Raw genomic sequence first — 25,660 nt, 5'->3', positions numbered from 1 at the left:
GTGCCCGCCCTACCTCGGTCGCTTCGTAGGGCGGGCACTGCCCGCCGGCCCTTCGATCCGCCATGTGGAAACGCTGTGACCGCCACCGATGCCACCGCCCTGCCACCGCTCGACTGGCGCGCCATGCCGCTGCACGGGCGCGTGCTGATCGAGGCCAGCGCCGGCACCGGCAAGACCTGGAACATCGGCGTGCTCTACCTGCGCCTGCTACTCGAACGCGGGCTGCGGGTGGAGCAGATCCTGGTGACCACCTTCACCGACGCCGCCGCGCAGGAACTGCGCGAGCGCCTGCGCCGCCGCCTGGTCGAGGCCGAACGCCTGCTCGAAGCCGCGGCGCGCGACGTGACCAGCGCCGATCCGCTGGAAAGCTGGCTGGCCGCGCTGTGCCCCGACGCGGACAGCGTCCGCCTCGCGCTGCGCCGGATCCAGCTCGCCCGCAGCGACCTCGACCGCGCGCCGGTCTCCACCATCCACGCGCTGTGCCAGCGCATCCAGCGCGACTACCCGCTGGAAAGCGGCGCCGCCTTCGCCGACGACCAGCTGTTCGACGAGCAGCAGCTGATGCGCGAATGCGTGGAGGATTTCTGGCGCCGCCGCTACCTCGCCGGCGCGGTCGACCCGCGCGAAGCCGAGCTGCTACTGAAGGACGGTCCGGAAGGCCTGCTGCGCGATCTCGGTGGGCTGGCCAACAGCGTCGACGCGCGGATCGAGGCCGGCGGCCTGACCGAACTCGATCATGCACTCGCCACGCTACGCGGCGACGACAGCATCGCCGAGCTGCAGCGGCTGGCGGGCGACGCCACGCTGTACAAGCGAGCCAACGCGGCACTACGCAGTCGACTGGGCGAGATCACTCAGGCGCTGCGCAACGGCGACGAGGCGCAACTGGCCAAGTCGATCAGCGACGTGTTCGAGCCGGATAAGCTGCTGGCCCAGGCCGCTGCCGGCCGAGCCGGCGAGCTCGCTGCGCATCCACTGATCCATGCGTTGCAGACGCTGCGCCCGCTGCTCGGGATACGCGACATCCTCGTGCGCGGCGAAGTGCTGGCCGCGGCCGCGCAAACCTGCCGCGATGAGATGCCGCGCCGCGCACGCCAGCGCCAGGTGCTGACCTTCTCCATGCTGATCGACGCGGTGTACCAGCGGCTGTGCGGCGACGCGTCCGACGACCTGCTAGCCGACCGCCTGTTCGAAGCCTTCCCGGTCGCCCTGATCGACGAGTTCCAGGACACCGACCAGCGCCAGTTCGCGATCTTCGAGCGGATCTACCGCGAGCGCGGCACGCTGGTGATGATCGGCGACCCCAAGCAGGCCATCTACAGTTTCCGCGGCGGCGACATTGCCGCCTACCTGCGCGCCGGCGAGCAGGCCGGCCAGCGCTTCTCGCTGGGCACCAACCATCGTTCCAGCCGTGCCCTGGTGGAGGCATTGAACGCCTGGTACGGCCACACCGAAGGCGGCTTCGGCCAGCCGCAGATCCGCTACCAGCCGGTCGAACCGGCCGGCAAGGCGGACGAGCAGCCGTACACCGTCGACGGCCAGCCGGTGACGCTGCCGCTGGTGATCCATCCGTTCCGCGGCGATGCGGTGGACGTGAAGTCCCTCGGCACCCTCGAAGCGCTGGCGCTGGACGACTGCGCCAACCGCATCGCCGAACTGCTCAACGACCCACGGCAGGCGATCGGCGGCCGCCGGCTGACGCCCGGCGACGTCGCCGTGCTGCTGTCCACCAACAAGCAGATCGTGGCGCTGCGCCAGCGGCTGGTCGCCCGCGGCGTGCCCTGCGTGGGCAGCGGCCGCGGCAACATCTTCGCCGGCGAGGTGGCGCGCGAGCTGGAGCTGGTGCTGTACGCCGTGCTGCACGCCGACGACGACCAGGCCGTGCGCGGCGCGCTGGCCACCACCTTGCTCGGCGCCACGCTGGAGCAGTTCCACGCGTGGCAGGCGCAGGCCGCCGCGTTCGAGCGTGAGCTGGAACGCTTCGAGGCGTGGCGCGCGCTGGTGCGCAGTCGCGGCGTGCTGGCGTTGGTCGGCGAACTGCTGGCCGCGCGCGCCACCGCCCTGCTGATGCTGCCGGAAGGCGAGCGCGTGCTCACCGACCTGCGCCACCTGGGCGAACTGCTCGCTGCGGAGGAAGGCGCACGGCAGGGGCTGGACGGCCTGTACGCATGGCTGCAGGAGATGCGCCGGGAAGGCGGCGACGGCGATGCCGAGGCGGCCGACGAACGCCAGCTGCGCATCGAGAGCGACGCCCGCCGCGTGCAGCTGTTGACCATCCACGCCAGCAAGGGACTGGAGTTTCCCATCGTGTTCCTGCCGCTGGCGTGGCGCATCGGCGACCGCAACGGCCCGCGCGCGCCGAAGCTGCTGCGCTACCACGATGCGGATGGCCAGCGCTGTGTGGACCTGGGCTCGGCGCATTTCGCCGGGCACCGCGTGCGCCACTTCCGCGAGGAACTGGAGGAACGCTTGCGCCTGCTCTACGTGGCGCTGACCCGCGCCGTGCACGCCGTGCACGTGTACTGGGCAGACCGCGGCCTGCGACCCGGCGACGACGCGCAGGCGTGGGCATGGGCGGCGATCGACCTGCTGCTCGGGCAGGCCCAGCGGAAGCTGGAGCTGCCCGAGGGCGAAGCCTCGCTCGCCGCGATGGCCACAGCACTCGGCGGCATGCAGTTGGCCGCGCCGTTCGCCGACATCTACACCCGCTACCGGCCGCCAGTCGAAGCCCCAGCGCCGCGCGCCACCCAGGCGCCGCTGCCGCAGTTGCGGCCGTTCCAGTGGTTGCACAGCTTCAGCGGCCTGACCCGCCATGCCGCCACCCTGATCGAGGACAGCGGCAGCGCCGACGAAACCGGCGCGGAAGAACCGGCTATCGAAGTGGGCGACGACACCGAAGACGGCCGCCTGCTCGCGCTGTACCCGCTGCGCGGCCCGCGCTTCGGCGACGCCGTGCACCAGGTGTTCGAGCTGGCGCAGCCCGGCCCGCTGTGGCCGGACCAGCGCCAGCTGCTGCACCGCCAGCTCGGCGCGCAGGCCGTCGCCGCGCCGCACCTCGCCCACGAGGAAGCGCTTGAGCGCGTGGGCCGGATGATCGACCGCGCGCGCCAGGCCGACCTGGGCGACGGCCTGCGCCTGCTCGACCTCGCCCCCGACCAGCGCATCGCCGAGTTCGAGTTCCAGTTCCCGGTGTGGCAGGTGCCGCTGGCGCCGTTGCGCCGGCTGTGCGCGGCCCACGGTCACGCCGAGGCGATTCCGGCCAGCCTCGACGCCACCACGCTGAACGGCATGCTGACCGGCTTCGTCGACCTGATCTTCGCCCGCGACGGCCGCTTCCACGTGCTCGACTACAAGACCAACTGGCTCGGCGCGCGGCTGCGCGACTACCAGGGCGATTCGCTCGCGGCCGCCATGACCGTGCACCACTACCCGCTGCAGGCGCTGCTCTACACCGTGGCGCTGCACCGCTACCTGCGCCAGCGGATGGACGGCTATACGGCCGAACGCCATCTCGGCGAAAGCTGGTACCTGTTCGTGCGTGCGCTGGGGCTGGCGCCCGGGCTCGGTGTGTGGCGCCGGCGCTGGCCGGCGGCGCTGGTCGAGGCGCTCGACGATGCGTTCGCCGGTGCACAGGAGGCCGCGGCATGAACCAACCGCTATCGCATGCTGCCGACGCCGACGAGCGCGCGATCGACCAGACCTTGGCGCAATGGGTGCTCGGGCGCACCGGCTCCGCCCTGCTCGCCGCCGCCGCACGCGCGGCCAGCCGCGCCGAGGGCCGCGGCCATTCCTGCGCGGTGCTGGCCGACCCGGACGTCGGCCTCGACGCCGACGCACTGGATGCGCTGCGCCGGCACGACTGGGTCGGCGACGGCAGTTCGTTCACGCCGTTCGTGCTCGACGCGCAAGGGCGCTTCTACCTGTGGCGCAACTGGCAGCACGAGGCGAAGCTCGCCGAGGCGATCCTGCAGCGCTGCGCGCAACGCACGCTGCCGCTCGCCGCCGATACCCTCGCCAACGACCTGGATGCGCTGTTCGCCGGCATGCCGCGCGGCGCCACCGATGGTCAGCGTGCCGCCGTGGCCGCGGTGCCCGGCGCGCATTTCTTCGTGCTCACCGGCGGCCCCGGCACTGGCAAGACCACCACCGTGGTGCGCATGCTGCTGATGCTGCTGCGCCATGCGCAGGCCTGCGGGTTACCGGCGCAGCCGTCGATCGCGCTCGCTGCGCCCACCGGCAAGGCCGCCCAGCGGCTGGCGCAGGCCATCGCCAGGGGCAAGGCCGAGCTGCAAGCTGCTCTACCCCCCGTAGGGCGGGCACCGCCCGCCGGCTCCGGCTTTTCGGCATCACGGGGAGCAGCGGCGGGCAGTGCCCGCCCTACGGAGCTGCAGGCAACATGGGACCCGGTAGGAGCGCAGCCTGTGCGCGATGGCTCTTCGTCCCGATCCACATCAGGCCATCGCGCACAGGCTGCGCTCCTACAGCAGATTCCGCATGCCGATGCGCGCACGCTGCACCGCCTGCTCGGCTACCGGCCGATGGACGACAGCTTCGAGCGCGGCCCGCACAACCCGCTGGCCGAGGACATCGTGGTGGTGGACGAGGCGTCGATGGTGGACCTGGCGATGATGCGCCAGCTGCTGCAGGCGCTGCGGCCCGCGGCGGTGCTGATCCTGCTCGGCGACCCGGGCCAGCTCGCCTCGGTCGATGCCGGCTCGGTGCTGGCCGACATCGTCGCCGCCGCCCCGCGCCAGCGGCTGCCGCCGCCGCTGGCCGGCCTGCTCGCGCCGCTGCTGCAACACCCACCAGGCGTCGCCGCCGACGATGCCCCGCTCGCCGGCCAGGTACTCACGCTGAGCCACAGCTGGCGCGCCGGCAGCGGCCTGCAGCGCGGCGTCGAGGCGCTGCGCGACGCCCCCGACCCGACATGGCTGGACGCACTGCTGGGCGAACGCCGCGATGGCGACCTGCACCTGCGCCACTGCCCCAACATGCATGCCCTGCGTGCCTGCGTGGATGGCTGGATCGAGCGCCACGCCGGGCTGCTGCAGTCGCTGCTGACGCCGGCCGTCGACGCTGCCGAAGCGTTGCAGCGGCTGCGCCAGCTGCAGATCCTGTGCGCGCTGCGCGACGGCCCGTTCGGCGCGCAGGGTATCAACGAGCTGATGCTGCGCCGGCTCGCCGTCCGTTTCGGCATCGACGCCGACCGCACCTGGTATCACGGTCGCCCCGTCATCATCACCCGCAACGATTACGCCCGCGGCCTGTTCAACGGCGACGTCGGCATCGCACAGGAAGGTGCCGAAGGGTTGCGTGTGTGGTTCGAGCTCAGCGACCGCGACGGCAACGCCGGCCTGCGCAGCTACTCGCCACGCGCGCTGCCCGCGCACGACAGCGCCTGGGCGATCACCATCCACCGCAGCCAGGGCTCGGAGTACCGCGACGTGGCCGTGCTGCTGCCGCCGGACGCCGACAATCGTATCCTCACCCGCGAACTGGTCTACACCGCCATCTCGCGCGCGAAGGAGCATGCCGAGATCTGGAGCACTGACGATGCGCTGCGCACCGCGCTGGCGCGGCCGATCCGGCGGCTGGGCGGCCTGCGCGAGCGGTTGCTGCCCGCATCGGCATGATGGCGAATGATGCCGGACTGCTCACCCCCACACCGCCAGCAAGTCGTCGAGCTTGCCCGCCCCTGACTCAATGTGTATGATACACACTATGAACAGCAAGGATCTGATCAGAGAACTGCTCAAGGACGGCTGGATACTCGACCGGATCAACGGTTCCCACCACATCTACAAGCACCCGCACAAAGCTGGCCATCTCAGCATCCCTCACCCAGAGAAGGAGCTTGGTACCGGACTGATCCGCCAGATCCGCAAGGCCGCAGGCCTGTTGAAGGAGACGCCATGAAATATCCCATCGCCATCGAAACCGGCAGCGAGACGACCGCCTGGGGTGTTGCCGTGCCGGATCTTCCGGGGTGCTTCTCTGCCGGCGATTCTCCAGACGAGGCATACACCAAGGCCAGAGAAGCCATTGAGCTATGGCTCAATGCCGCCCTCGATACCGGTCAGCCGATTCCCAAGGCAAAAACCTTGGAGGAACACATGGCAGATCCCGAATACAAGGGTTGGGCCTGGGGCGTGATTGAAATCGATCTCGCCGATTTCGACGACACCGTGGAGCGCATCAACATCACCGTTCCCAAGCGTGTCCTGAGGCAAATCGACAAGTACGTCGCCGTGCGCCACGAAAACCGCTCGGGCTTTCTCGCCAGGGCTGCCCTGGAAGCCATCTACGAAAACGCGTGACGCTGGCGGTCGCCATGCCGACGCCTCTTGTGCCATTACCCGGCGCTGTGCCTGCCCAAGGGGATTTTCCTCTCTCGCAATGGAGCGTCGAAGGTGGAAACAGCTTCGGGTCCTCCGCCAATTCCGCACGGAAGACCCATGGCATCACCAGCAACCGGCTGTGCTGGGCCCGCGTGTCCCGGTCTGGTCGATCGACAACGTGCCGCACGTGGTGTCGCGGGTCAGCTGGGCGCCCGTCGGCGTGGCCGTGATCTTGTAAGTCGATACGCTCAGCGAAGAGGACGGCAGATCGTAGCTGTAGTCGGCACCGGTACGCTGCGGGGTGGCGCAATCCAGCCCCGGCAACGCCGCGCCCTTGTAGCTGAGGTTGGTGGTGTAGTAACGCTCCATGTAGTTGGCATGCTCCGACAGGCAGCCTTCCGCCGCTGTCCGCTTGGTCCTGGTGATGTAGCTGGTGTACGCGGGCAAGGCGATCGCCGCCAGGATCGCGATGATCGCCACCACGATCATCAGCTCGATCAGGGTGAAGCCGGCGCTGCGTTGGCCGCGCACTGCGCGAGCACCGCGGGCGGGCGGCATCAGGCACCCATCCACGGATGCCGGCTTGCCTTCATTGGACGGAAGCGATGTCATCATTCATTCCTTTTACTGGGCGATCAGTTCGCGCCAGGAAACGCGTTGCAGGGTGCCGGAGGTGCCGGAGGTCTTGATGCTGGTGGCGCTGCCGTTGTCGAAACTCACCAGCATGCTGCCGCCCATGAAGATCGGATTGTTGGGCAGCGAACTGAAACCCATGCCGCCGGCCGCCACCGGCTTTCCGCCCACCACGATCCAGTCCGCCGGCTGGTTGATCTGGCCGTCGCCGTTGAGGTCGAAGAAGCTCGACTTCGGATTGGTGCCGGTGAACGGGTCGACCGCCATGATCCAGCCACGACCGGACGGGTTGCACAGGTCGGCGGCCTGCGGAATGCGCGTGGTCGCCAGCAGTTGGTTGCCCTGGAACTGGTTCGGGGTGACGATCCGCTCCCCTTGCTGTGTCTGGTTGGGGGTATAGGTCACCGTGCCGTCGGGCGCGGTGGTGCTGGTCGGCGACAGCAGGTCGATGTACCAGCCCGACTTGCCGGCCATGTCGGATGAACTCGGCGTGGCCGTGACCGCCCGCGCCGGTGCGATCGCCGCGGTAGCCACCGTGCCATCGGCGTTCAGCACCTCCGGTGTCCCGGGCGTCTCCGCAATGATGGAACGCTGCACGAGGCTGCTGCGGGCCTTGGTGCCATCGACCGCCAGCCCGCTGGTGGCGGAACTGACGATCAAGCCGTACCAGCTCTGCGTCGTCGTCGTCGTAAGGTCGCTGCTGTTCAGGTACTGCCCAGTGCCGAAAAACACCCACAAGTCCTGGGTGAGCGGATTCTTGCCGATCAGCATGCCGCCGGTGATCGGCTGCGCGTTGCCGCCGCTGGCGGCGTCCATCGCGGTGTACAGCTTGGTGCCGGTACTGATGGGCGTGGGGGCGTAGGTGGTGACGCCCCCCCTCGTGGTGGCCTTGTTGAGGCCGAACGACCACACCCGCCCCTGCGCATCGCCGGCATAGGCCACCGTGCTGATACCCACGGAGAGATCGCCCATCCACACCGCCGGCGCGGCCAGACCGTTCGCGGTCGTGGCATCGGTGGCATGCACACTGAGGGTACCGTCCTTGACGGCGAACTGCAGCAGGGCTGCCGTGCCGTTCTTGCTGTTGTAGCCGTTGCCGATCAGTACCGACCAGTTGGCGTCGCCGGTCGTATTGCTGGCGACAGCGTCGGTCTGCGCGATCACCGGCTTGCCGGTCATCTGGCCGATGGAATCGGCATTGGCCTTGCCGTCACCGGCGGAGCGCTCCCACAGCAGCGTGATGCTGGCGGGATTGGTCACGTCCAGCGCGTAGATCGCCCTGGCCGTACCACGACCGGTCGTGCCCACCGCCACGGTGTGCCAGGCCGAGCCGAAATACACGTCCGCTATTGTCAACTCGCCATCGTTGAAGAATTGATGCGGCACCGACGTCGAACCGTAGTCGGGCTTGGACAGGTTGGACAAGCCGCTGGTGATGACGGCGGCCGGCAGGTAGGCAAAGACCTCGGCTCCGGTATCGGCATTGAATGCGTGCAGCATGCCGTCATTGGCCGCCACGAAAATCAGCCCCTGGCGGGTGGTGGCGGAGTATGACCCGAAGGTGTCGCTGCCGGTGAACACCTGGCCGACGAACTGGTTCGCCTCGGGCTGCCCCGCGTAGACCGGCTGCGAGTTGACGATGTCGCCCAGCGGCGTTTCGCGCGTACGGTAGATGCCGTTCTTCGCGCTCATCTCCTTCGAGCTGTCGCCGCGCAGATAGTTGATCATGTTCTGCTGTGCGGTCGCGTCGACGCCCAGCGCCGGCCGCTCCGCACTGGACAGGGTTGCCGGGTCGGTGAACGCCACGGCCGCCACCGGGGCCACGTCCGGGTTGTAGGTGTAGATCTTCCGGTCGATGGCGGCGGGCAACTTGCTGGCCGCCGTCCAGGTCGGCGTCAGCGCGAGCATGGCGTTGTTCGGGTCCACCGCGATGGCCTTGAGATCGCCCTTCCAGTTGCCGGTGTAGTAATTGGCCTGGTAGGCGAACGCGCCGGTCTTCAGCTGGGTGGAGTTGGCGGCGAGGCTGGCGCCGGTGCCTACGCGATCGGAGGCGCGCTGCAGCGCCTTCTTCAACGCCGCGCTGAACTCGTCCGGCGTCTTCGCCGAGGCGAAGCCGCCGTGGCCGTTGACGGCCGCATGGGCCAGGTCGGCGATATTCTCGATCTTGTCCGCCCCCGGCACCGGCCAACTGAATCCACTGATCGCCTGGCTGCTGTCGCCATTGGCCCAGGCAAAGATCTGGTCGACCGGAACCGTCGCCCCACCCTTCGCATAGACCGGGTCGAAACCCAGACCCAGCGTGAACGTGACCATGTGCTGCCAGAACGCCGGATCTTCCTTGCTGGTAGGCACCTCGTTGACCGCCGGGCGCAAGTCGTTGATCCAGTACTTCATGGCTACGTCGGCCAGCGTATCGCTCTGGCTGTCCGAATAAGGCAATCCCGGGTTGTACGTAAAGGGCTGGTTGTTGGGCCCGGTGATCGGACCCTTTGTGGTGTTGTCCACGTTGCCGATACTGGAAGGCGTGCCGCCGTTCCAGAAGCCGTCCGTGGTCAGGATGGTGTACGACTGGCGGCAGGCCAGCTCGGTCGTGTCGCTCGCCGAGGTCTGCCAGGGTTGGTCAGCCTTGTAGTACTGGCCGACGGCATCCAGGGAGAGACGCAGTGGCGTACCACCTTTGAAAGGGGTGACGCCAGTAAGCCAACTCCACAGGCTCGCGCGCTGCGTTCCACTGCTGCCATCCCCAAACGGTTGGACCGCGGCAATTGTCTTGCCGCCTACCGTGACGGCACCGGTTGGCATACCGGCAGTATTTGTCCCGTTGATCGAGCTGAAACCAACGCGGAACAAGGGATCAATGGTCGCAAACGCACTCATCACTCCGCTGCGGGCCATCAAGATACGCGTGTGGTAATAGGAGAACCACGTGGCCACGTTCTGTCGTGCAGCATCCGTTTCATCACACACGTCGCTCGCCAGGCCGGCGGTTGTGCAGTCTCCTGCTACCTTGGCGACATAATGCCTGGTATAGCCACCGCCCGTGTTCACCGTCGTATACGTGAAGAACGAGTGCCCCGGGGTGCAGCTGTTGTTGCTGTCCGTATACACATCACTGATGCTTTTGCAACGACTAACGTAGAAGTAGCCGTTTGTCGCAAAAAAATTGAAACGTACGGTGGGGACGTTGCTTGTATCGTTGAACGCGCAGTAGCCCGGCTGCGCGCCACCAGAAATCGCGGTGTCCGCCGGACAGCCGCTCGCCGGCGCGTAACTGGACGCCCCTTTGTCAGCGACCGCAATCGAATATTGGACAAGCGTGCCCACGTAATTCGTGTTGTATACGTCGTAGGCACCGCGGTAGGTGCTCAGATCCACCGCGGGGCTGCTTTTATCGAAACCATTGGTCAATGCGGCGTCGAAAGTCGCACTGGGATATGGAGTCCCATTCGCTTGCGGCGGCACCGTGTACTTGACCGTGGGGTTGTAATAAACACCATTGACGTCGGAATTGACCAAGGCATCCCTGCTCTTGTCACTCAGCGAGCCATAGTCGGGCATGATGTCCCACCTCATCGACCCCGAGTCGTCCAGCATCAACACGATGTTCGGCGGCAGCGGTTTCTGGATGATCAACGGCGACTGGTCCACCGTCGGGCCTGGTGTGGTGGCCGCCAGCGCCGGCGAAAAGGCAACGCCCAGCAGCCAGACGGAGAAACCGCTGGCCAGCAGCCGGGTGGCGAAGTGGCGGGGCTTGCCGTGCAGACGGGAGATGATGTTCATGTCGATTCCGCTCTTTGCGATGGTGCGGCACGGGAAAGTCCATGCGTCCGTTTGAAGTCGGCGCAGGACCGAAGACTCAACCCTGCTTGATCATGGCCTGCAGTACGACGACCGCGCGCCCGCCCACCTGGGCGGGGTCGCCGCTGCGGGCCGTCACGCGGTAGTAGATGTTGGTGATGGCGCCGCCGTTGACGCCGTAGTTGTGCGAGTTGGCGCTCTGGTTGAAGCCGGTGTTGGCCGACGGGTCCTGGAAGTTGCCCATGTTCTCGACCACGTACTGCGGCTGGCCGGTGGCCAGGGTGCCGGCCGTGTATTGCGCGGTGGACAAGGTCTTGATGCTGCCTGCCGGCAGGTCGGGATCGCTGAACGGGTCGGCCAGGCATTTCACGCTGGCCGACTGGCAGTTCCGCGCGACATCGCCCGGGCTGGTGGGGATGCTGGCCGCCGCCGCGCGCATGGCTGCCTCGGCGCCCTGGAACGCCACCTGCCGGTCGTACATGTTGGCGGACATCTTCTGCTGCATGATGGTGCCGCGCACTGCGGCCAGCCCCACCAGGGTGATCACCACCAGCAGGATCAGCGCCACCACCAGGGCCACGCCGCGCTGTGCTCCGCGTCGCGGCGAAGGATGACGGCGGGCGGGATGGAAAGAGCGGGAAGTCGGGACGAGGCGGCTCATGTCATGGCACCCGGTTGCGCACGGTGGTGGTGGCCGAGAACTGGCGTGTGATGGGTTTGGTGTCGGTGCCGGCGCGCTTGTCCACGCTTTCCACCGTGAGCTGGACCCGCACGGAGTCGACGGCGCCCCAGTTGGCCGCCACCGTCTTGGCATCGACGAAGCTGGCCACGCCTGCCTGGTGGTAGCTGATGACCATGCCGGTGACGTCGCGCACCATCTCCTGCGCCGTCGGCGTGGGTGCGCCAGCCGTGGTGACCACGTTCACGCGGTACAGGGATTTGCCGCCCAGCGGGTTGTAGCCGATGTACCAGTCCACCGCGCCGAGCTTGAAGATCTGCGAATTCGGCCCGAACGCGTAGCCGTTTCCGTTGGGGCTGGCGCAATTGGTGGGAAAGGCCAGCCCCTTGGAGCAATTGCCGGGAACCGTGCTGCCACCGGCGTTGTGGACCAGCGTGACGTTGCTGCTGTTGTAGCTGGTGACCTGGGCGATGGCCGCATGGTCGGGATCGCAGACGATGACCACGTCGCCCGTCACGATATCCGAGGTCTTGTCGTTGAGCTTGAAATTGGCAGCCGTCGAGCTGGGCGTGGCCGCCACGCTCAGCCCCGAGTCGGCGGCGCCGATCAGTTGCAGCGAGTCGGTGCCGCCCACCTGGTTGGTCGCGGCCGTGCCCACGGTCAACGCCGGGTCCGCCGTGGCCGTACCGACGCCATAGCCATGCACGGCATTGCCCCAGTCGGCCCACCACGCGGTGCTCTGGTTGTTGAGTACGTTGGCCACGCGCCCGTTGTTGTTGCAGCCGGTGAGGCCGGCCTCGCGGATGTCGCGCGCCATCAGTTCGAACGCGAGGCGCGAGCCATCCTGCACGTCGCCCAGTGCCTGGTTGGTGCGGTAGGTGCGCTGGTTGGCCAGGAACACGCTGACCACCCCGCCCACCACGATCAGCCCCAGCACCATCGCCACCATCAGCTCGATCAGGGTGAAGCCTGCCGCGGGTTTCGCCGGCGCCACGCCACGGCAGGCCGCCCGGGTGGGGGAATGACGCTTGCTCATAGCATGGCCTTGGTGGTGACGGTCTGGTTGCTGCTGCCGCCCTTCCCCGCGCGGCTGTCGTCGAAGGCGATGGTGACGGTGCATACCCCGGCACCGGTGCAGTCGACCGTGCCCTTGGTCGCGGCCGCCGCGCCCAGATTCCGGCCCAGCTGGTTGCACCACTGCGCGAGCTGGGTATCCGCCAGCGTGGTCACCGTCGAACTGCAGGCGTTGGCGGTGACGGTCTTGTTGTAGTTGCCGTTCTTGGCGCTGACGATGTCCGCGCGCATGGCATCGAGGATCGAGTAGCTGGCGACCGTGGCCATGCTGCGCGCCATGGCGCTGTTGTTGGTGGAAAGCGATACCGCCTGCAATGCGGCGATGCCGAGGAAGGCGATGGACAGCACCAGTACGGCGATCAGCACCTCGATCAGGCTGACGCCGGACTGCGCCGGGCGCGCCGCCACGCACGGCATGGCTGGAACAGGGCGACGGATCATGGGCAGGCTCCCGAACTGGTATCGACCACGAGAATCGAGCCGGTGGTCATGCTGATGGTGCGATGGTTGTCCTTGCTCATCTGGCCGGTGCAGATGTCGGCCACCGTGCCGGTGTAGGGGACGGTGGTGCCAGCTTTCTGCCCCAGCCCCTGCCCGCCGAAACGGATCGCCGTCATATCGCCCTTCAGCTGCACGGCCCCGGTGATGCCGACCGTGCCGGCCAGCACCTGGCTGGCGGCGCCATTGGCCACGGCATAGACCGCGCCGCTCTGGGTGCTGCAGGCGACGCCTAGGGCGTCGGCGCCGTTGGCGCTGGCCGAGTTGCTGCACAGCTGGGTGTTCGCGTTGCGCTTGACCGCTTCCATCCGCGCCACGTGGATCGCATTGACGATGTCGTTGGCGGCGGTGGTGAGCTTGTTGGAAAGCGTGATGTTCTTGAAGCTCGGCACCGCGATCACGATCAGCACCACGGCCACAGCCATGGTGATCAGCAGCTCGACCAGGGTGAAGCCGCGCTCGCGCCTCCGTACCGGCGTGCGCCACCAGGGGCGGTCGCCGGCATCTGCCGACGTGCGCGCCCGGATCAACGAGACGTCTCGCTGACGCGACCAGACCTGCATGGAACTCTCCCCCTGATGTCCCTGCCGGCACTGTACCCATCCGCCCGGCGCCGGCCAGCCCTCAGCCGACCGGCGGTAGGAATTGGCCGACGAGCGGCGGCTGAGGGCATCAGAAAAGTGATTGCGGTCAAGAGGCGGCAGCCGCCCGCATGCGTCGGCGCCGTGGTGGGTCCGGATCGCTACGGTGCCGCCTCGACCCGGTTCCTGCCGTTGTCCTTGGCGTGGTACAGCGCGGCATCGGCACGACGCACCAGCGAGGCCGCGCCGGTCTCGGTCGGCCTCAGCTGGGCTACGCCGAGGCTGATCGAGAGCTGCAGCTCCACGCTTTCGACCACCAGCCACGCCGCCGCCACGCAGACGCGCAGGCGCTCGGCCACCTGCAGACCGCCCTCCAGGTCGGTATCCGGCAGCACCACCAGGAATTCCTCGCCGCCCATCCGCCCGAGGCGGTCGTGCTGACGCAGCGCGCCCAGGCAGACACGCACGAGCTGTTCCAGTACCTGGTCGCCGGCCGTGTGGCCATGGCCATCGTTGACGCTCTTGAAGTGGTCGATGTCGAGCATGATCACGGCCAGCTCCCGCTGGCTGCGGCGGGCCTCGTCGACGGCTTCGCCCAGCATGTACTCGATATGGCGTCGATTGGAGATGCCGGTGAGCGCATCGGTGAGCGCCAGCCGGTGCAGGTGGCGACTCCGGCGCAGCTGCCGCCACGCCAGCCACAGCATCAGCAGCAACAGCACGCCGGCCAGCAGGATGGCCAGCCACTGCCAGCCGCGCACGCGCTCCAGCGCGGCCAGCTGCTGCTCCTTGAGCGCCTTGTCGGCGGCCAGCTTGCGGTTCTCCAGTTCGCGCCGCTCGGTGTCGAACTGCCAGCTCATCAGCGTGGTCAGCTGGGTCTTGGCCATGCGCGCCAGCGCCGCATCGGTCTCCATTTTCAGCTTGAGATCGGCCAGCGCGGCGGCCGGCTTGCCTAGTGCCTCCTGGTTCCTGGAGCGCTCCTCGTACAGCTCGGCCAGGTAGCGCATGTTGCGGTTTTGTCTGACGCTCGCCTCGGCCAGGTCGAACTCGCGTGCGGCCAGTTCGTGCTGGCCCAGGCCCGCATGCGCCTCGGCCGACTGCAGCGCCAGCATGCCGGTGTTGGACTGGTCCGATACCGCCTGGAATTCCTTCGTGGCGGCCTCCACCTGCTGCAGCGCCTCGGCATGACGCTGACGGGCGTTGTTGCTTTCGGCCAGCGCCAGCAGGGCGGAACCCACGCTTTGCCGCGAACCGGTTTCGTGCGCCAAGGCCAGCGCCCGCTGCAGCGGGGCGATGGCCCCCGCGGGGTCGCCCCGCTCGGTGGCCAGGAAACCCAGCTGCATGTAGATCACCATCTGTTCATGCTCGTCGTCCTTGCGTTGTGCCGACTGCATCGACTGGCGCAGGTAATCGCCGGCCTTGTCGTACTCGCCCAGCCGGCGGTAGATGGTGGCGATGCTGATGAGGTTGGACTGCGCCGGCGTCGTGTTGCCCACGGTTTCGTACAGGTGCTGCGCTTCCAGGAAATCGAACAGCGCCTTGGCCTGCTCGCCCAGCAGCGACTGGGCGCCGCCGCGCCAGGTCAGCGCGTCGGCGATCAGGCGCGGGTTTTCCAGGCGCCGGGCGAGCCGGATGCCGGCTTCGTAATCCGGCAGCGCGTCGCGCTCCGTGGTCAGCTTGCTCTGGTAGAGGCCACGACAAATCCGGAAGTTGGCCTCCGCATCCAGGTCGCCCACCTTCTGCGCCTGCTCGGTGCCGCGACTCGCATAGGCGTGGCCGCCCTTGACGTCGTTGTCGAAGGCCAGGAAGCAGTACACGTAGTCGTAGCGGCGCTGCCGGTAGGCATCGCCGGGCGGCAGCAGCGCGCCCAGGCGGTCGAGCGCCTGCCTGGTCGCGGTCTGGTTGTTGAGCGGTATATCGCCGTTGTCCAGCTGCCGGACGAGCAGGTCGAACGCCGCCGCGTCGTGCGCCGGAGGCGGTGTCGCCGGTCCCGCAAATGCGCACGGCGTCGCCGCCAACAGCAACGCGAGCAAACCTGGCAAATCACGGAATAGTCCGGACAACACGCCCCCAAGAAAGTCGATTCAGACCCTCCCTAGTCCGCACGGCAAAGGCCGTCGTCCCGTTATCGGCCGCGCCCCGGAAAACCTGAGCGACGCGCCTGCGCAGCCGCCATCCGGCAGCCGCCGAATGCAAGGCCGGAGCCATCGTCTCACGGCCGCCTGACGCCGCAAATACCGGCGCCGTCGCTTGCGCCATCGCGACGCGGCCCGTAGAATTCGCGGTTCTCCGCCGGAGTAGCTCAGTTGGTAGAGCACGTCATTCGTAATGATGGGGTCGTAGGTTCGATTCCTATCTCCGGCACCAGTTGACTGGCCCGTCCTGATTCAGGTTGACACCTTTTGGGAAGGCAAGGAGGCAGGTTGGCCCTGCCGGAAGAACGCCCGATGAACCTCATCGGGCGTTCTGCATTTCAGGGACAGGTGGGGCCGCTCGTGGCTGCAGATGGCCACGGACTCTTTGACCATCCGGCGAGCCTGTTGCAGGTCGCTGGGTCGATGCAGCAGGGACGAGACTTTGCGCGAGGACTTGCCCAAAGGTTTTTTACGACGCGCACTCCATAGTCCTGCTTGAGCACGTCCAGCATCTCCTCGAGCAGGCGGGCCTTCTCATTGGCTTGTTGCAGTTCGACCTGCAGCGCCTTGATCTGTTGTTCCGGCGTCAGAGCTTGTGAAGAAAACCACATCCTGTGGTTTTCTTCAGTCACGAGTCCGGTACACGCCCGGACTCGCTCACATGAAACAGTCACTGGCGTGACTGTTTCATGTCCGGCCATCGGGCAACCGCTCCCTGCGTTGCCTCAACTCGGGCATCGGGCAACTGCTCCTGCGTTGCCTCAACTCGGGCATGGGGCAACTGCTCCTGCGTTGCCTCAACTCGGGCATCCATGCCCTCGCCATGCCCTCGACATGCCCTCGCCGTGGCCGGCCTGAGCGGTTGAAAAAATCACAACCTCGCAGTGGTTTGGGTTGGGTAGACATGGTGCCGATGATGCGCCATCGCGCCGGTCTTGCCGGCCGTACTTGCGCAGCCACACCAGCACGGTCGATCGGCCTTGGATCCCGTAGCGATCCTTAGCCTGTTTGCAGGTCAGCTCGCCTTTTTCCACCTGCTCGACCACCGTCAGTTTGAAGGCCAGCGTGTAGTCTCGTTGCGTGCGTCTGATCCTTGGATTCATGAGGTCGCCTTTTCTTCGGGAAAAGGTGTCAACTCATTTCAGGACGGGTCACAGCACGGGGCATTCTCAACAGCCTGCTAAAGAATGCTTTGCGCAACAAAGATACAGCCGAAGCGACGGAAAGCTTTTTTCGCGGGGTGCCGCAATGATGCTTCAGTTCAAGCGGGCAGCACCCCATCACTTGACGCCAAAGTCGAAACCACGAAGACCGTTGATACGAACGCTCTCAAATAGAGGCCAAGCGATGGGCTGTAGATGAATGGTCGAGCGAATAGCCCATGCCGTCATTGGCCCCGCCCTGCCGTCAGCTTTCGCTGCGGGGTAAATCACTTTGGTGAACAGGGGTTCCTTCGTAAGGGTGGTCGTGGGCAGGACACCGACCACACCAAGCACACCCATGCAAAAGGTAATCAGTGCACCCGTCAGTACCCAGGCATTGCGATAGACCCATCCCGTCAACATCATGCCCATCCATACCGCCAGCTTGAGGATGTGGACCAACGCCCCCGCCAAAGAGAACGCCAGCGAAATCGGTGGAACCACCACGGCCCGATAAGCGTCGCGACCCTCCTTCTCATAAACCCCATGGTCAGCGAAGTCTTCCACCGGGGCATTCAGGCGCTTCACGGTGTCGCCTATGCGGGTCTCGAGCATGGGCCCGTAGATCTCGGCATCGAAGGCGTCTGGTGAACCAAGGAGGTGCACGGTCATGCTCGCCGGCACGCCCAGTGCCTGTTTCCAGGCTTTCTGGATTTCAGGTCGGCTAACAAATTGCGCGAACGTCAGGTTGCGGGGTAACCGCACACCGTTACCGACGTTGAGAGTGCCACCCACGCTGCCCTCCACCTTCCGGTGGTAGGCCTCATAGAATCCTTCCCTGTCCGACGGCACCCAGTCATTGGCGACGGGCAGGCCCTGTTTGCGCACGGACTTCCGCACATCGCCCCAGTTGCGGCTGGGAACCGTGTCCGGCGTCCAACGGTAACGAGCGAGCCTGGCCTCGTACCTGGCCCATTGTGCATCCACATCGCGGTCGATGTTGTTGAGCGCCTGGGCACCCTTGTTCACGGCGCCGACGTAGGCGTTGTACCGCCCTTCTATATCCCGTCGACTCTGCACGTAGCCTTGCCACGCCTTGTCGAACATGCCGGTGTTATCCCGCATCTCCCGGCGAACGATGTCGGCCTTCTTGTCCTCGATGCGCTTCTCGACGCTCTTGATTGACGATGCCAGGAAGGGAAAAGTTGCCATGAACGTCTTGACGTCTGGTTTTACCGGCTGGGAGACGTCGAGCTTCAGGCCATCCAGCTTGATCTCGCCACTGATGAAGGCTTGCTGCAGCAGTTGCAGATTGATCGCTTCCTGCCTCGCTTCCGGGCTGGAGTGATCGACCAGTTGATCCACGATGGCGACCTTTTCCAGCACGAACACGGTGGTCATCGTGATGGCGGTGAGGATCGCCGTCGACGCAACGAGCCGGCGGGTGCTCCAATGTCGCTTCTCCGCCTTGTGGAACTGCGAGGGCCACAGGGCCAGGGCCAGCGCGAAGCCGGACAGGCAACGCCCCCAGCGCTCGATCGACTCGACGGCACCCGGCGACACGTTGCTGCCGACCACATCCAGCAGGCGGGCGTTGAAGCCGAACTCGATCGCCAGGTAGGCCAGCGTCACGCAAAGCATGACGCCGCCCCAGAGCTTGCGGCCTTCGTAGCGAACCAGATACCGAGTCAGAACATTGCCATTCGCAGGCGACGTCGCGCTCATTACTCGTAGTCGCCCAGGTTCACCGTGATCGGCTTTGCCGGCGTGCTCGCTTTTGTGCCCGTGGCGTGCGTGGCGTTGGTCACCGGAATGGTCTTCAGCATCACCGCGGTAGGTGGCGGTGCGGCGGCAGGCGCCTCCGATCTCCGGGCGGTAGCCGCCGAGCGGGTCCGGGCCGTGCTGCCGGCGGAGCGGCTGTAGGACGATGGCAGCGTATTGACGGGCCTGGGCGGCGGCGCCAACCCCGGGGGAATCGGCGCACCAGGGACTGAGCTGAGGAAGGCGTAATCGGGCGTACCTTCCCAAATGGACGGATTCATGTCGACGTTGTCGGCCTTGATGTACCAGTCGTGCAGACGCGGCTCGTACTGGATGGCAACAAAGTCATTGCCCCGCTGGAAGAACTTCAGGTCGCTGTGACAGTTCGTACGGGGCTTGAACGGGAGCACACTGCGTTGCGTGACGATGAGCACGGTGTAATCGTGCGCACAAGAGGCCGAGGTCTTCTCGAAAATGGCAAAGCTTGCGCCAGCTATGGATTTCACTTCATCAAGCTGGACCAGGCGGGTGCCGGACGGGAAGTTGATCAGCTGATAAGAGTCGAGGAACTTCAGCTGGAACAGCGGCTGTCCTCGCTGGTCTCGTGTTTCGCGCAGCACCATCGGCCCTTTCGGCGTGTCGACAGTGGCCAATGTGCGGGCACCCAAGGCCTGCACGTCAAGCGTCGGGTTGCCTGCCGGATCGAGGGCGCAACCCGCAAGCATACTCAACAGCCCACTGGCCAACACCCACCGGGCTGGCCTCATCAATGGCATCCACATATATTCATACCCCCTGTATCAATGAAACGATTGATGACACTTGCCGGTGGCGTGCAGTCACTGGGAAAGTGCGCCCTGTCACGACGGGCAAACCGGCCGCCCGGCTGCCCGCAGCGATTCGGCCAGCGCTCGCATGCGATGGGCCGACAGCAGGCTCCAAGCATACTGGCTGACCACCTCTAACTGGGCGCGCTTGGTGCTCTGCGCCGCCGCCTTGACACCACACAGGATCGGATGCGCTTGGCAATCCATCGCTGGTTGCTGCACGCCTTGCGATACCGAGGCAACCAGTCGGTCGAGACTGGCTTGCAGATTGGCGTCAAAGGCCCGGTACGCAGCCGTGCTGAAACTGGCGCAGACGGGCAAGACATACTGATGCCCCATGACCTTCATCGAAGGTATGCCTTCGTCGTCGCCAAGCGCATGGGTCATGTGTGATACCGGATCAAGGACGGCCGGCCGGCCTTCCGACGGTGGCACATAGGCCGAGTAATAGCGCACGCGCGCCTCGACACCGGCTCGATCGGCACCGATATCCGCCAGCTGGCGTGCATTGAGTGGCGCCGGGTTGAAACCGACTACCCGCCCAACATGCTGGTGAATGCCGGCGTAGGTCGCATAGGCACCGCCAAGGGAATGACCTGCAACCACCATGTGTTCCGGCGCGGTGCCGGCCCGGATGATGGCGGCCACGACCTGGTCGGCTACATCGAAATTTGCCGGACGGCCTGCCCGCGCCTCGTCGCGCTGGCCGGCCAGCAAGGCCAGTTTTCCCGACAGTAGCGGAAAACTCGTCTGAAGGTCCGCCAACACCTCGGGCGACAGGCCGATGCCAAGATCCGTGGCGACGTCACTCGTGTTGTCCGTGCCGCGGAAGACAACGGCCCGCAAACCCTGCGTTAGATCATAGGCTTCGAAATAGACCCCACGCGCCCGCGCCATTGCTTCGATTTCGGGCAGAGGTACCCGCCGGACACCATCAGTCGACAGTCGCTGCTTGGTGGCCATCTGATCCTTCAACTGATCCAGACGCCGTTGCTGCGCGTCGATCGCACTGGCAACTGCCGCCTGGTCGCCCGGCGGTGCAAGGGCGCCTGCCCTGAGCTGCTCCAGCGAGCGAGTCGCTTCCTGGACGTGGGTTTCATCGGCGTATACGGCGTAAGCGAGGAAGGCCAGCTCTGTATCGCGCTGCCGCACGGAGGCATCGTCCGGCAAGCGAGGCGAGATCATTTCCAGAGACACCTGCCCGGCCTGGCTGGCGGGAGCCGCGAAGGACTCCGTCACCCACAAGGGAAGCAACAAAGCAGACGCCAACAGGATCCAGCCAAATCGGTACGGGATGGTGTTATGCATCGGTTCCTTCCGAACGTCGCCGAGCCTCATGGGACTCATGGTGAGCGAAGACATGGTTCCCGCGATCAGTGGCTATCCAGCCCTTCTTGCGCCAGCGCCTGTCGGGCGCGTGCATCGCCGTGGCTTGCTGCCTTGTTCCACCACTGCCGTGCACGTGCCTTGTCAGGACCTGGCAGGCCTTCGCCCCGCCAGTCCATCAACCCCAGGTTGTACATGTCATCAGCACGCCCCGTGTTGGCCGCCTCTGTAAACCAATGGCGGGCCTGCGTGGAATCTTTTGGGATCTGGCCACCCATGATATACATCAGCCCCAGTGTGTGCATCGCCTCACCGTTGCCCTTGGCGGCTGCGCGTTTGAGCATCGCCACGCCCTTTGCCACGTTGGCCGGTGACTGATTCGCCATCGTCGTGAGCTGCCCCGCCAAGAGCAGTGCCTCGGTATCTTCCGGCAATGCGTCCACCGCCCTCAGTGCCCAGTCCCTCGCCGCCAGGCGATCGGACGTGGAGGATGGCCCCTGCTCGTTCCTGGACTTCTCCCATAGGGCCTGTGCCAGGCAGGAATAGGCCTGTGCATTGCCCTGCTCTGCCAGCCTCTGGAGCGCTGGCCGCGCCTTGGCAAATGTCTTGCTCTGGCAATCGGCCATTGCCTGCCGCAGCGTCGCATCCCCGCCCAGGCGAGCCAAGGGTGCGGAGGACACAGGCGAGCTCCTGTCGGCGGTGTACTGACGGGCAGCACCGACCACCGACAACGCCAGCACCAACAGCGAAGGCAACAGGTGAAGCCACAACCCCTTGCGGTGGTGCTTGGCCTTGCGAACATATTGCAGGGCCTTATCGGACCGGGCCTGATCGCCAAGGGTGCTTTCGAAAACACGACTCGACTGGAAATGCAGCAAGCCCAGAGACATCGGCAAGGCGCAGACGGCTGGAAGCATTGCCCAGTACGGATGGTTCAGCTGCCAGGTTGCCAAGGCAACGAGACTGCAAACCAGCGGCATCTGCCACCAGGTATGCATGGCGACGTCGTCGTAGATGCGTTTCAACGCCGACAGCAACGCATCCTTCAGCTTCTCCGCGTAATCGGCGGAAACCAGCGTATGCAGTTCGACCAGTGAGCGACCGTCGAGCGTGGCTTCGACCAGCGCCGTGTTGAGTTCGGATTCCACCACATCGCGCAACGGTCCGGTAAGCCGCTCCTTGCGCGCCTTCGCGTGGCCGCTGGTGTCGGCCGAGACCAGTGCTGACCGCAGCGCTTCGAGATCGCCGTTCAGCAGATCCCTGATGATGTGGTTCAGATCCAGCCACTGACGATTCACGCCATAGGCGACCACGTGATAGTTCTGTTCCCCGTGGGTGACATCAAGATGAAGGACATCCAGTTCGCCCCGATACCCGGCGAGCACTGCACCGGACATTCCATCCTTTGTGCGATGAAGCTCGGCAAGGGCAAGCCCCCCCGATTCGCTGGCGATGGCGTGGACGTCCGCTCGGCGCCCGATCTCGTTCGCCCGCTGGTCGATGGGGGAAAGCCAGTTTTGGCCGTATTTTACCTTGTGGTGGACCTCCACCCAAGCGGCCGTGCCCACTCGCCCGGAACCTTCGCATGGTTCGCAGACCAGGTCGCCCATGCCCGTGCAGGTCCGGCACGTGATGGTTCCGGTCGTCGAGCACCTGACGCAGCCGATCCGGCCCTGGCCAACGCAGTAACTGCAGTTGACCCGGCCATAGCTGCAGTTGCAGGCGACCTGTTTTTCCACCCAGCGGGACTTGGTTTGGGAGTCGTAGCGATCTCCCAGCCACACCTGCTCCGTGTAGTACTCCATCGAGCCGACGGTGACGGTCGAGGTTCCGGAACAGCGCGTGCACATGACCTTGCCGGTGCTCGAGCACCACGTGCAGCTCGTTCGGCCGGCGCCGCCGCAGTTGTAGCAGATTTCCGTGCAACTTCCCGAGCACGTGTAGCAGGTGACGCGTCCCTTGCCGTAGCAGGGACTGCATCGATGCAGTTCAACGTGGATCGCTTCCGCAGGGAGCCAGAGTCCGTCGCGCAGTTCGTCGTAGACGGTCGCCGGGTTCTGGAGCTTCGTGTAGAGCAGGTCCAGGCCCAAGTTCAGGCGGTGGCCAGTATCGGACGCCGCGTCGGTAATCGCGCTACGCGAAGGTTGGGCTCCCTTGCCGGTCGGCTGGCTGCGCCCGGTGATCCCCACCGACTCGAGTCGGGCTTCCAATGCGTGCGTGGCATCGATGGTCAATCCCTGCGCTACGCAGGTTTCGTTCACGCCATTGACATCCGTATCGTCGAAGCGGGTGCGGTCGCGAACCAAGCGCCGCAGCTTGGCGAGCGCCGAGCCATCATCATGCTCCGTGGATCCACTCGAATCGGTATCCTCCGTCACCAATGCTGTGGGCGCCGTCATCGGATCGGCTGCCGGGGGCGCGTCACCATCACGCTCCGTGCCTGGTGCTTCGTCGATCGTTGCTTCAGTGTTGGAGACAGGCTCGACAGGGATATTCACAGGGTGAGATTCCTTGGCATCGATGCCGACTGTGTGCTGAGCCTACGGGTTGCCAGAGGACCCACGGAACATCGGGGAGTACCACGGGCTTCCATTCACCCCTGAAAACAACGCCCGATTATATCCGCCCGATTATATCGGTGGATATCGGCACACCGCGAGCAAACTTGAATGACCTAGCCAACACCAGCCTCGCACGGAAAGCGGGGTCAGCCTTCGAGAGAGGTTGCAAACCGTGGATAAACCGGGCGAGGCCTATACATCAGGCGAAATTACGGATGAGTGGCGTCGACGCACCGGCAAGATCCGTTCGACCGCGTAATACCCGTGGATATGTGCCCGGTACCGAATGGCGCTTACTTAAGCCCCGTTCGTCCCGGATCAAGTCCGGGGCAGGCTCTGAGCGTAGGCCGAAGGCCGAAGTCGAAGGACACGCCGGCAATGGGGGCGGCCCTCACCTGGCGGTGCTTCGACTCCGCCCGCCGCGCGGGCTACGCTCAGCGAGAACGGGGCTTAAGTAAGTGCCATTCTGCCCGGTACCCTGTCGGACGCCTCGCCTGTGACTGCCTGATTTGCCGAAGCCAGTCGTAGCCGCCCTCAGGTTGCAGGCCAGGACTGACACGCGTGCCGCGTGACGTTGCGACCCATTGCCGCGGCCTGGGTGCCTTCGACTCGGCCGCATCCGGTAGCTCTTCCCCTCACGTGACGAAGAGCATTGCGCACGACCGAAGGAAGTTCCTCGTGAACAGGGCTGCGCCCCTGCGGGCTCGACGCGGGAAGTCAGAGGCTGGCCGAGCCGTTACCGCCGACCAGGCGCAGTTCCTTGGGCAGGGCGAAGGTGATGTTCTCCGCTTCACCGTCGAGTTCGCGCACCTCGCCGGCGCCCCACGACTGCAGGCGGGCGATCACGTCGCACACCAGTTTTTCCGGGGCCGAGGCGCCGGCGGTAAGGCCGATGCGGGTTACGCCGTCGAGCCAGCTGCGTTCGATGTGCTCGGCGCCGTCGATCAGGAACGAGCGCACGCCCTGCTTCTCGGCCAGCTCGCGCAGGCGGTTGGAGTTGGAGCTGTTGACCGAACCGACCACCAGCATCAGGTCGACCGTGTCGGCCAGCCGGCGCACCGCATCCTGGCGGTTCTGCGTGGCGTAGCAGATGTCGTCCTTGCGCGGCCCCTCGATGTCGGAGAACCTCGCGCGCAGCGCGGCGATGATCGCCTTAGTGTCGTCCACCGACAGCGTGGTCTGGGTGACGTAGGACAGCGCATGCGGGAACTTCGGCGCGAGCGTGGCCACGTCCTCCACCGATTCCACCAGCAGGATCTCGCCGGCATGGGCACGGCTCCACTGACCCATGGTGCCCTCGACCTCGGGGTGCCCGGCGTGGCCGACCAGCACCACGCTGCGCCCGGTACGCCCCAGCCGCGCCACTTCCATGTGCACCTTGGTGACCAGCGGACAGGTGGCGTCGAACACCTTGAGGTGCCGCTGCTCGGCCTCCTCGCGCACCGCCTGCGACACGCCGTGCGCGCTGAAGATCACGGTGGCGCCGTCGGGGACCTCATGCAATTCCTCGACGAACACCGCGCCGTCGGCGCGCAGCTTGTCGACCACGTAGCGGTTGTGCACCACCTCGTGGCGCACGTAGATCGGCGCGCCGTAGGATTCCAGCGCGCGCTCGACGATGGCGATGGCGCGATCGACGCCGGCACAGAAACCGCGGGGGTTGGCGAGCAGGATGTCCAAGACGACCTCGATACGGAATCCCGTAGGAGCCCGCTGGCGGGCGATGCTTTTGCGAATCCCGAATCCCGGCTCCAAAAGCATCGCCCGCCAGCGGGCTCCTACATCAAGATCGGTGATTATCGCACGCCGTCCGCTGGCTTGCCGGCGAACAGGCCGAACGCGATCAGCATCACCGCGCCCACCGTGATACCGCAATCGGCGAGGTTGAACACCGGGTAGCTCCACTGGCGGAAATACACGTGGATGAAGTCGGTGACCTGGGCCGCATGCAGGCGGTCGATCAGGTTGCCGACCGCGCCACCCACGATCAGCGCCAGCGGCAGCGCGGTGCGCCAGTCGCGCCGCGGCGTGCGCGCCAGCCACGCCACCAGCACCGCGCCGATGGCCAGCGCCAGCAGCACGAAGAACCAGCGCTGCCAGCCCGCACCACCAGCGAGAAAACTGAAGGCGGCGCCGGTGTTGAACGCCAACGTCCAGTTGAGGAGGCCGGGGATTACCGGATGCGGCATGCCGGCCGGCTGCAGCGTCGACAACGCCCACCACTTGCTGAGCTGGTCGAGCGCGATGACCGCGGCGGACAGCCACAGCCAGGAGAGTGCATTGGGTTTCGAGGTCATGTGCGAAGGC

The 25,660-nt window shown here is 66.0% G+C and carries 18 protein-coding genes, 1 tRNA gene and 2 pseudogenes; 6 read left to right on the top strand and 15 right to left on the bottom strand.

Features of this window, described 5'->3' with window-relative positions:
• The first annotated feature begins 75 nt into the window (after nt 1-75).
• The 4 genes from LRK53_RS07845 (at nt 76) to LRK53_RS07830 (ending at nt 6,317) form a co-directional block, all read left to right on the top strand.
• On the top strand, nt 76-3,648 hold the full coding sequence (locus LRK53_RS07845) for a UvrD-helicase domain-containing protein (protein ID WP_027492985.1): 3,573 nt from the start codon (nt 76-78) through the stop codon (nt 3,646-3,648).
• A complete protein-coding gene (gene recD / locus LRK53_RS07840) occupies nt 3,645-5,633 on the top strand; it encodes an exodeoxyribonuclease V subunit alpha (protein ID WP_027492986.1) in 1,989 nt (662 codons plus the stop codon). The genes LRK53_RS07845 and recD overlap by 4 nt, the downstream gene beginning before the upstream one ends.
• An 88-nt stretch (nt 5,634-5,721) precedes the next feature.
• Nucleotides 5,722-5,916, top strand: a complete 195-nt coding sequence (locus tag LRK53_RS07835) for a type II toxin-antitoxin system HicA family toxin (RefSeq protein ID WP_027492987.1) — start codon at nt 5,722-5,724, stop codon at nt 5,914-5,916.
• Entirely contained in the window at nt 5,913-6,317 is a 405-nt protein-coding gene (locus tag LRK53_RS07830; protein WP_027492988.1) for a type II toxin-antitoxin system HicB family antitoxin, read from the top strand. The genes LRK53_RS07835 and LRK53_RS07830 overlap by 4 nt, the downstream gene beginning before the upstream one ends.
• A gap of 144 nt (nt 6,318-6,461) precedes the next feature.
• Here LRK53_RS07830 and LRK53_RS07825 read toward each other — a convergent pair whose 3' ends face one another.
• Both LRK53_RS07825 and LRK53_RS07820 read right to left on the bottom strand, forming a co-directional pair.
• Entirely contained in the window at nt 6,462-6,896 is a 435-nt protein-coding gene (locus LRK53_RS07825; RefSeq protein WP_037089839.1) for a type IV pilin protein, read from the bottom strand.
• A 66-nt stretch (nt 6,897-6,962) separates the two neighbouring features.
• Nucleotides 6,963-10,565: a pilus assembly protein gene (locus tag LRK53_RS07820; protein ID WP_235642655.1), complete on the bottom strand. Its 3,603-nt coding sequence runs from the start codon at nt 10,563-10,565 to the stop codon at nt 6,963-6,965.
• 7 nt (nt 10,566-10,572) lie between these two features.
• Here LRK53_RS07820 and LRK53_RS07815 point away from each other — a divergent pair, with 7 nt between their 5' ends.
• On the top strand, nt 10,573-10,806 hold the full coding sequence (locus LRK53_RS07815) for a hypothetical protein (protein ID WP_235642605.1): 234 nt from the start codon (nt 10,573-10,575) through the stop codon (nt 10,804-10,806).
• 21 nt (nt 10,807-10,827) lie between these two features.
• Here LRK53_RS07815 and LRK53_RS07810 read toward each other — a convergent pair whose 3' ends face one another.
• The 5 genes from LRK53_RS07810 to LRK53_RS07790 form a co-directional block, all read right to left on the bottom strand.
• Nucleotides 10,828-11,430: a pilus assembly PilX family protein gene (locus LRK53_RS07810; RefSeq protein ID WP_235642604.1), complete on the bottom strand. Its 603-nt coding sequence runs from the start codon at nt 11,428-11,430 to the stop codon at nt 10,828-10,830.
• Between the two features lies 1 nt (nt 11,431).
• Nucleotides 11,432-12,484 (bottom strand): prepilin-type N-terminal cleavage/methylation domain-containing protein, encoded by a 1,053-nt coding sequence (locus LRK53_RS07805; protein ID WP_235642603.1) that lies wholly within the window; start codon nt 12,482-12,484, stop codon nt 11,432-11,434.
• Nucleotides 12,481-12,963 (bottom strand): type IV pilus modification protein PilV, encoded by a 483-nt coding sequence (gene pilV, locus LRK53_RS07800; RefSeq protein ID WP_037089841.1) that lies wholly within the window; start codon nt 12,961-12,963, stop codon nt 12,481-12,483. The genes LRK53_RS07805 and pilV overlap by 4 nt, the downstream gene beginning before the upstream one ends.
• Entirely contained in the window at nt 12,960-13,583 is a 624-nt protein-coding gene (locus LRK53_RS07795; protein WP_027492994.1) for a GspH/FimT family pseudopilin, read from the bottom strand. The genes pilV and LRK53_RS07795 overlap by 4 nt, the downstream gene beginning before the upstream one ends.
• Before the next feature lie 179 nt (nt 13,584-13,762).
• On the bottom strand, nt 13,763-15,634 hold the full coding sequence (locus LRK53_RS07790; protein ID WP_027492995.1) for a GGDEF domain-containing protein: 1,872 nt from the start codon (nt 15,632-15,634) through the stop codon (nt 13,763-13,765).
• Between the two features lie 258 nt (nt 15,635-15,892).
• Between LRK53_RS07790 and LRK53_RS07785 the strand changes: the two genes are divergently transcribed.
• A tRNA-Thr gene (locus tag LRK53_RS07785) sits at nt 15,893-15,968 on the top strand.
• 20 nt (nt 15,969-15,988) lie between these two features.
• Here LRK53_RS07785 and LRK53_RS07780 read toward each other — a convergent pair.
• The 8 genes and pseudogenes from LRK53_RS07780 to lspA all read right to left on the bottom strand — a co-directional run.
• Nucleotides 15,989-16,168 (bottom strand): annotated as a pseudogene (locus tag LRK53_RS07780) (hypothetical protein); the annotation flags it as partial.
• Between the two features lie 500 nt (nt 16,169-16,668).
• Nucleotides 16,669-16,839, bottom strand: a pseudogene (locus tag LRK53_RS07775) (helix-turn-helix domain-containing protein); the annotation flags it as partial.
• Nucleotides 16,840-17,016: 177 nt separating this feature from the next.
• Nucleotides 17,017-18,603, bottom strand: a complete 1,587-nt coding sequence (locus LRK53_RS07770) for a hypothetical protein (protein WP_027492996.1) — start codon at nt 18,601-18,603, stop codon at nt 17,017-17,019.
• A complete protein-coding gene (locus LRK53_RS07765; RefSeq protein ID WP_185754650.1) occupies nt 18,603-19,370 on the bottom strand; it encodes a hypothetical protein in 768 nt (255 codons plus the stop codon). The genes LRK53_RS07770 and LRK53_RS07765 overlap by 1 nt, the downstream gene beginning before the upstream one ends.
• 129 nt (nt 19,371-19,499) lie before the next feature.
• Nucleotides 19,500-20,774 carry a lipase family protein gene (locus LRK53_RS07760; protein ID WP_185754651.1) on the bottom strand — a complete coding sequence of 425 codons (1,275 nt, stop codon included), beginning with the start codon at nt 20,772-20,774 and terminating at the stop codon, nt 19,500-19,502.
• Nucleotides 20,775-20,839: 65 nt separating this feature from the next.
• Entirely contained in the window at nt 20,840-23,290 is a 2,451-nt protein-coding gene (locus LRK53_RS07755) for an SEL1-like repeat protein (protein WP_185754652.1), read from the bottom strand.
• 780 nt (nt 23,291-24,070) lie between these two features.
• Nucleotides 24,071-25,033 (bottom strand): 4-hydroxy-3-methylbut-2-enyl diphosphate reductase, encoded by a 963-nt coding sequence (gene ispH, locus LRK53_RS07750; protein WP_027493000.1) that lies wholly within the window; start codon nt 25,031-25,033, stop codon nt 24,071-24,073.
• Between the two features lie 116 nt (nt 25,034-25,149).
• Nucleotides 25,150-25,650, bottom strand: a complete 501-nt coding sequence (gene lspA / locus LRK53_RS07745; protein ID WP_027493001.1) for a signal peptidase II — start codon at nt 25,648-25,650, stop codon at nt 25,150-25,152.
• Between the last annotated feature and the right edge of the window lie 10 nt (nt 25,651-25,660).

Origin of the sequence: Rhodanobacter thiooxydans (genome assembly GCF_021545845.1) — a bacterium.
GTDB lineage: Bacteria > Pseudomonadota > Gammaproteobacteria > Xanthomonadales > Rhodanobacteraceae > Rhodanobacter.
This window is presented reverse-complemented; position numbering and strand designations above follow the sequence as displayed.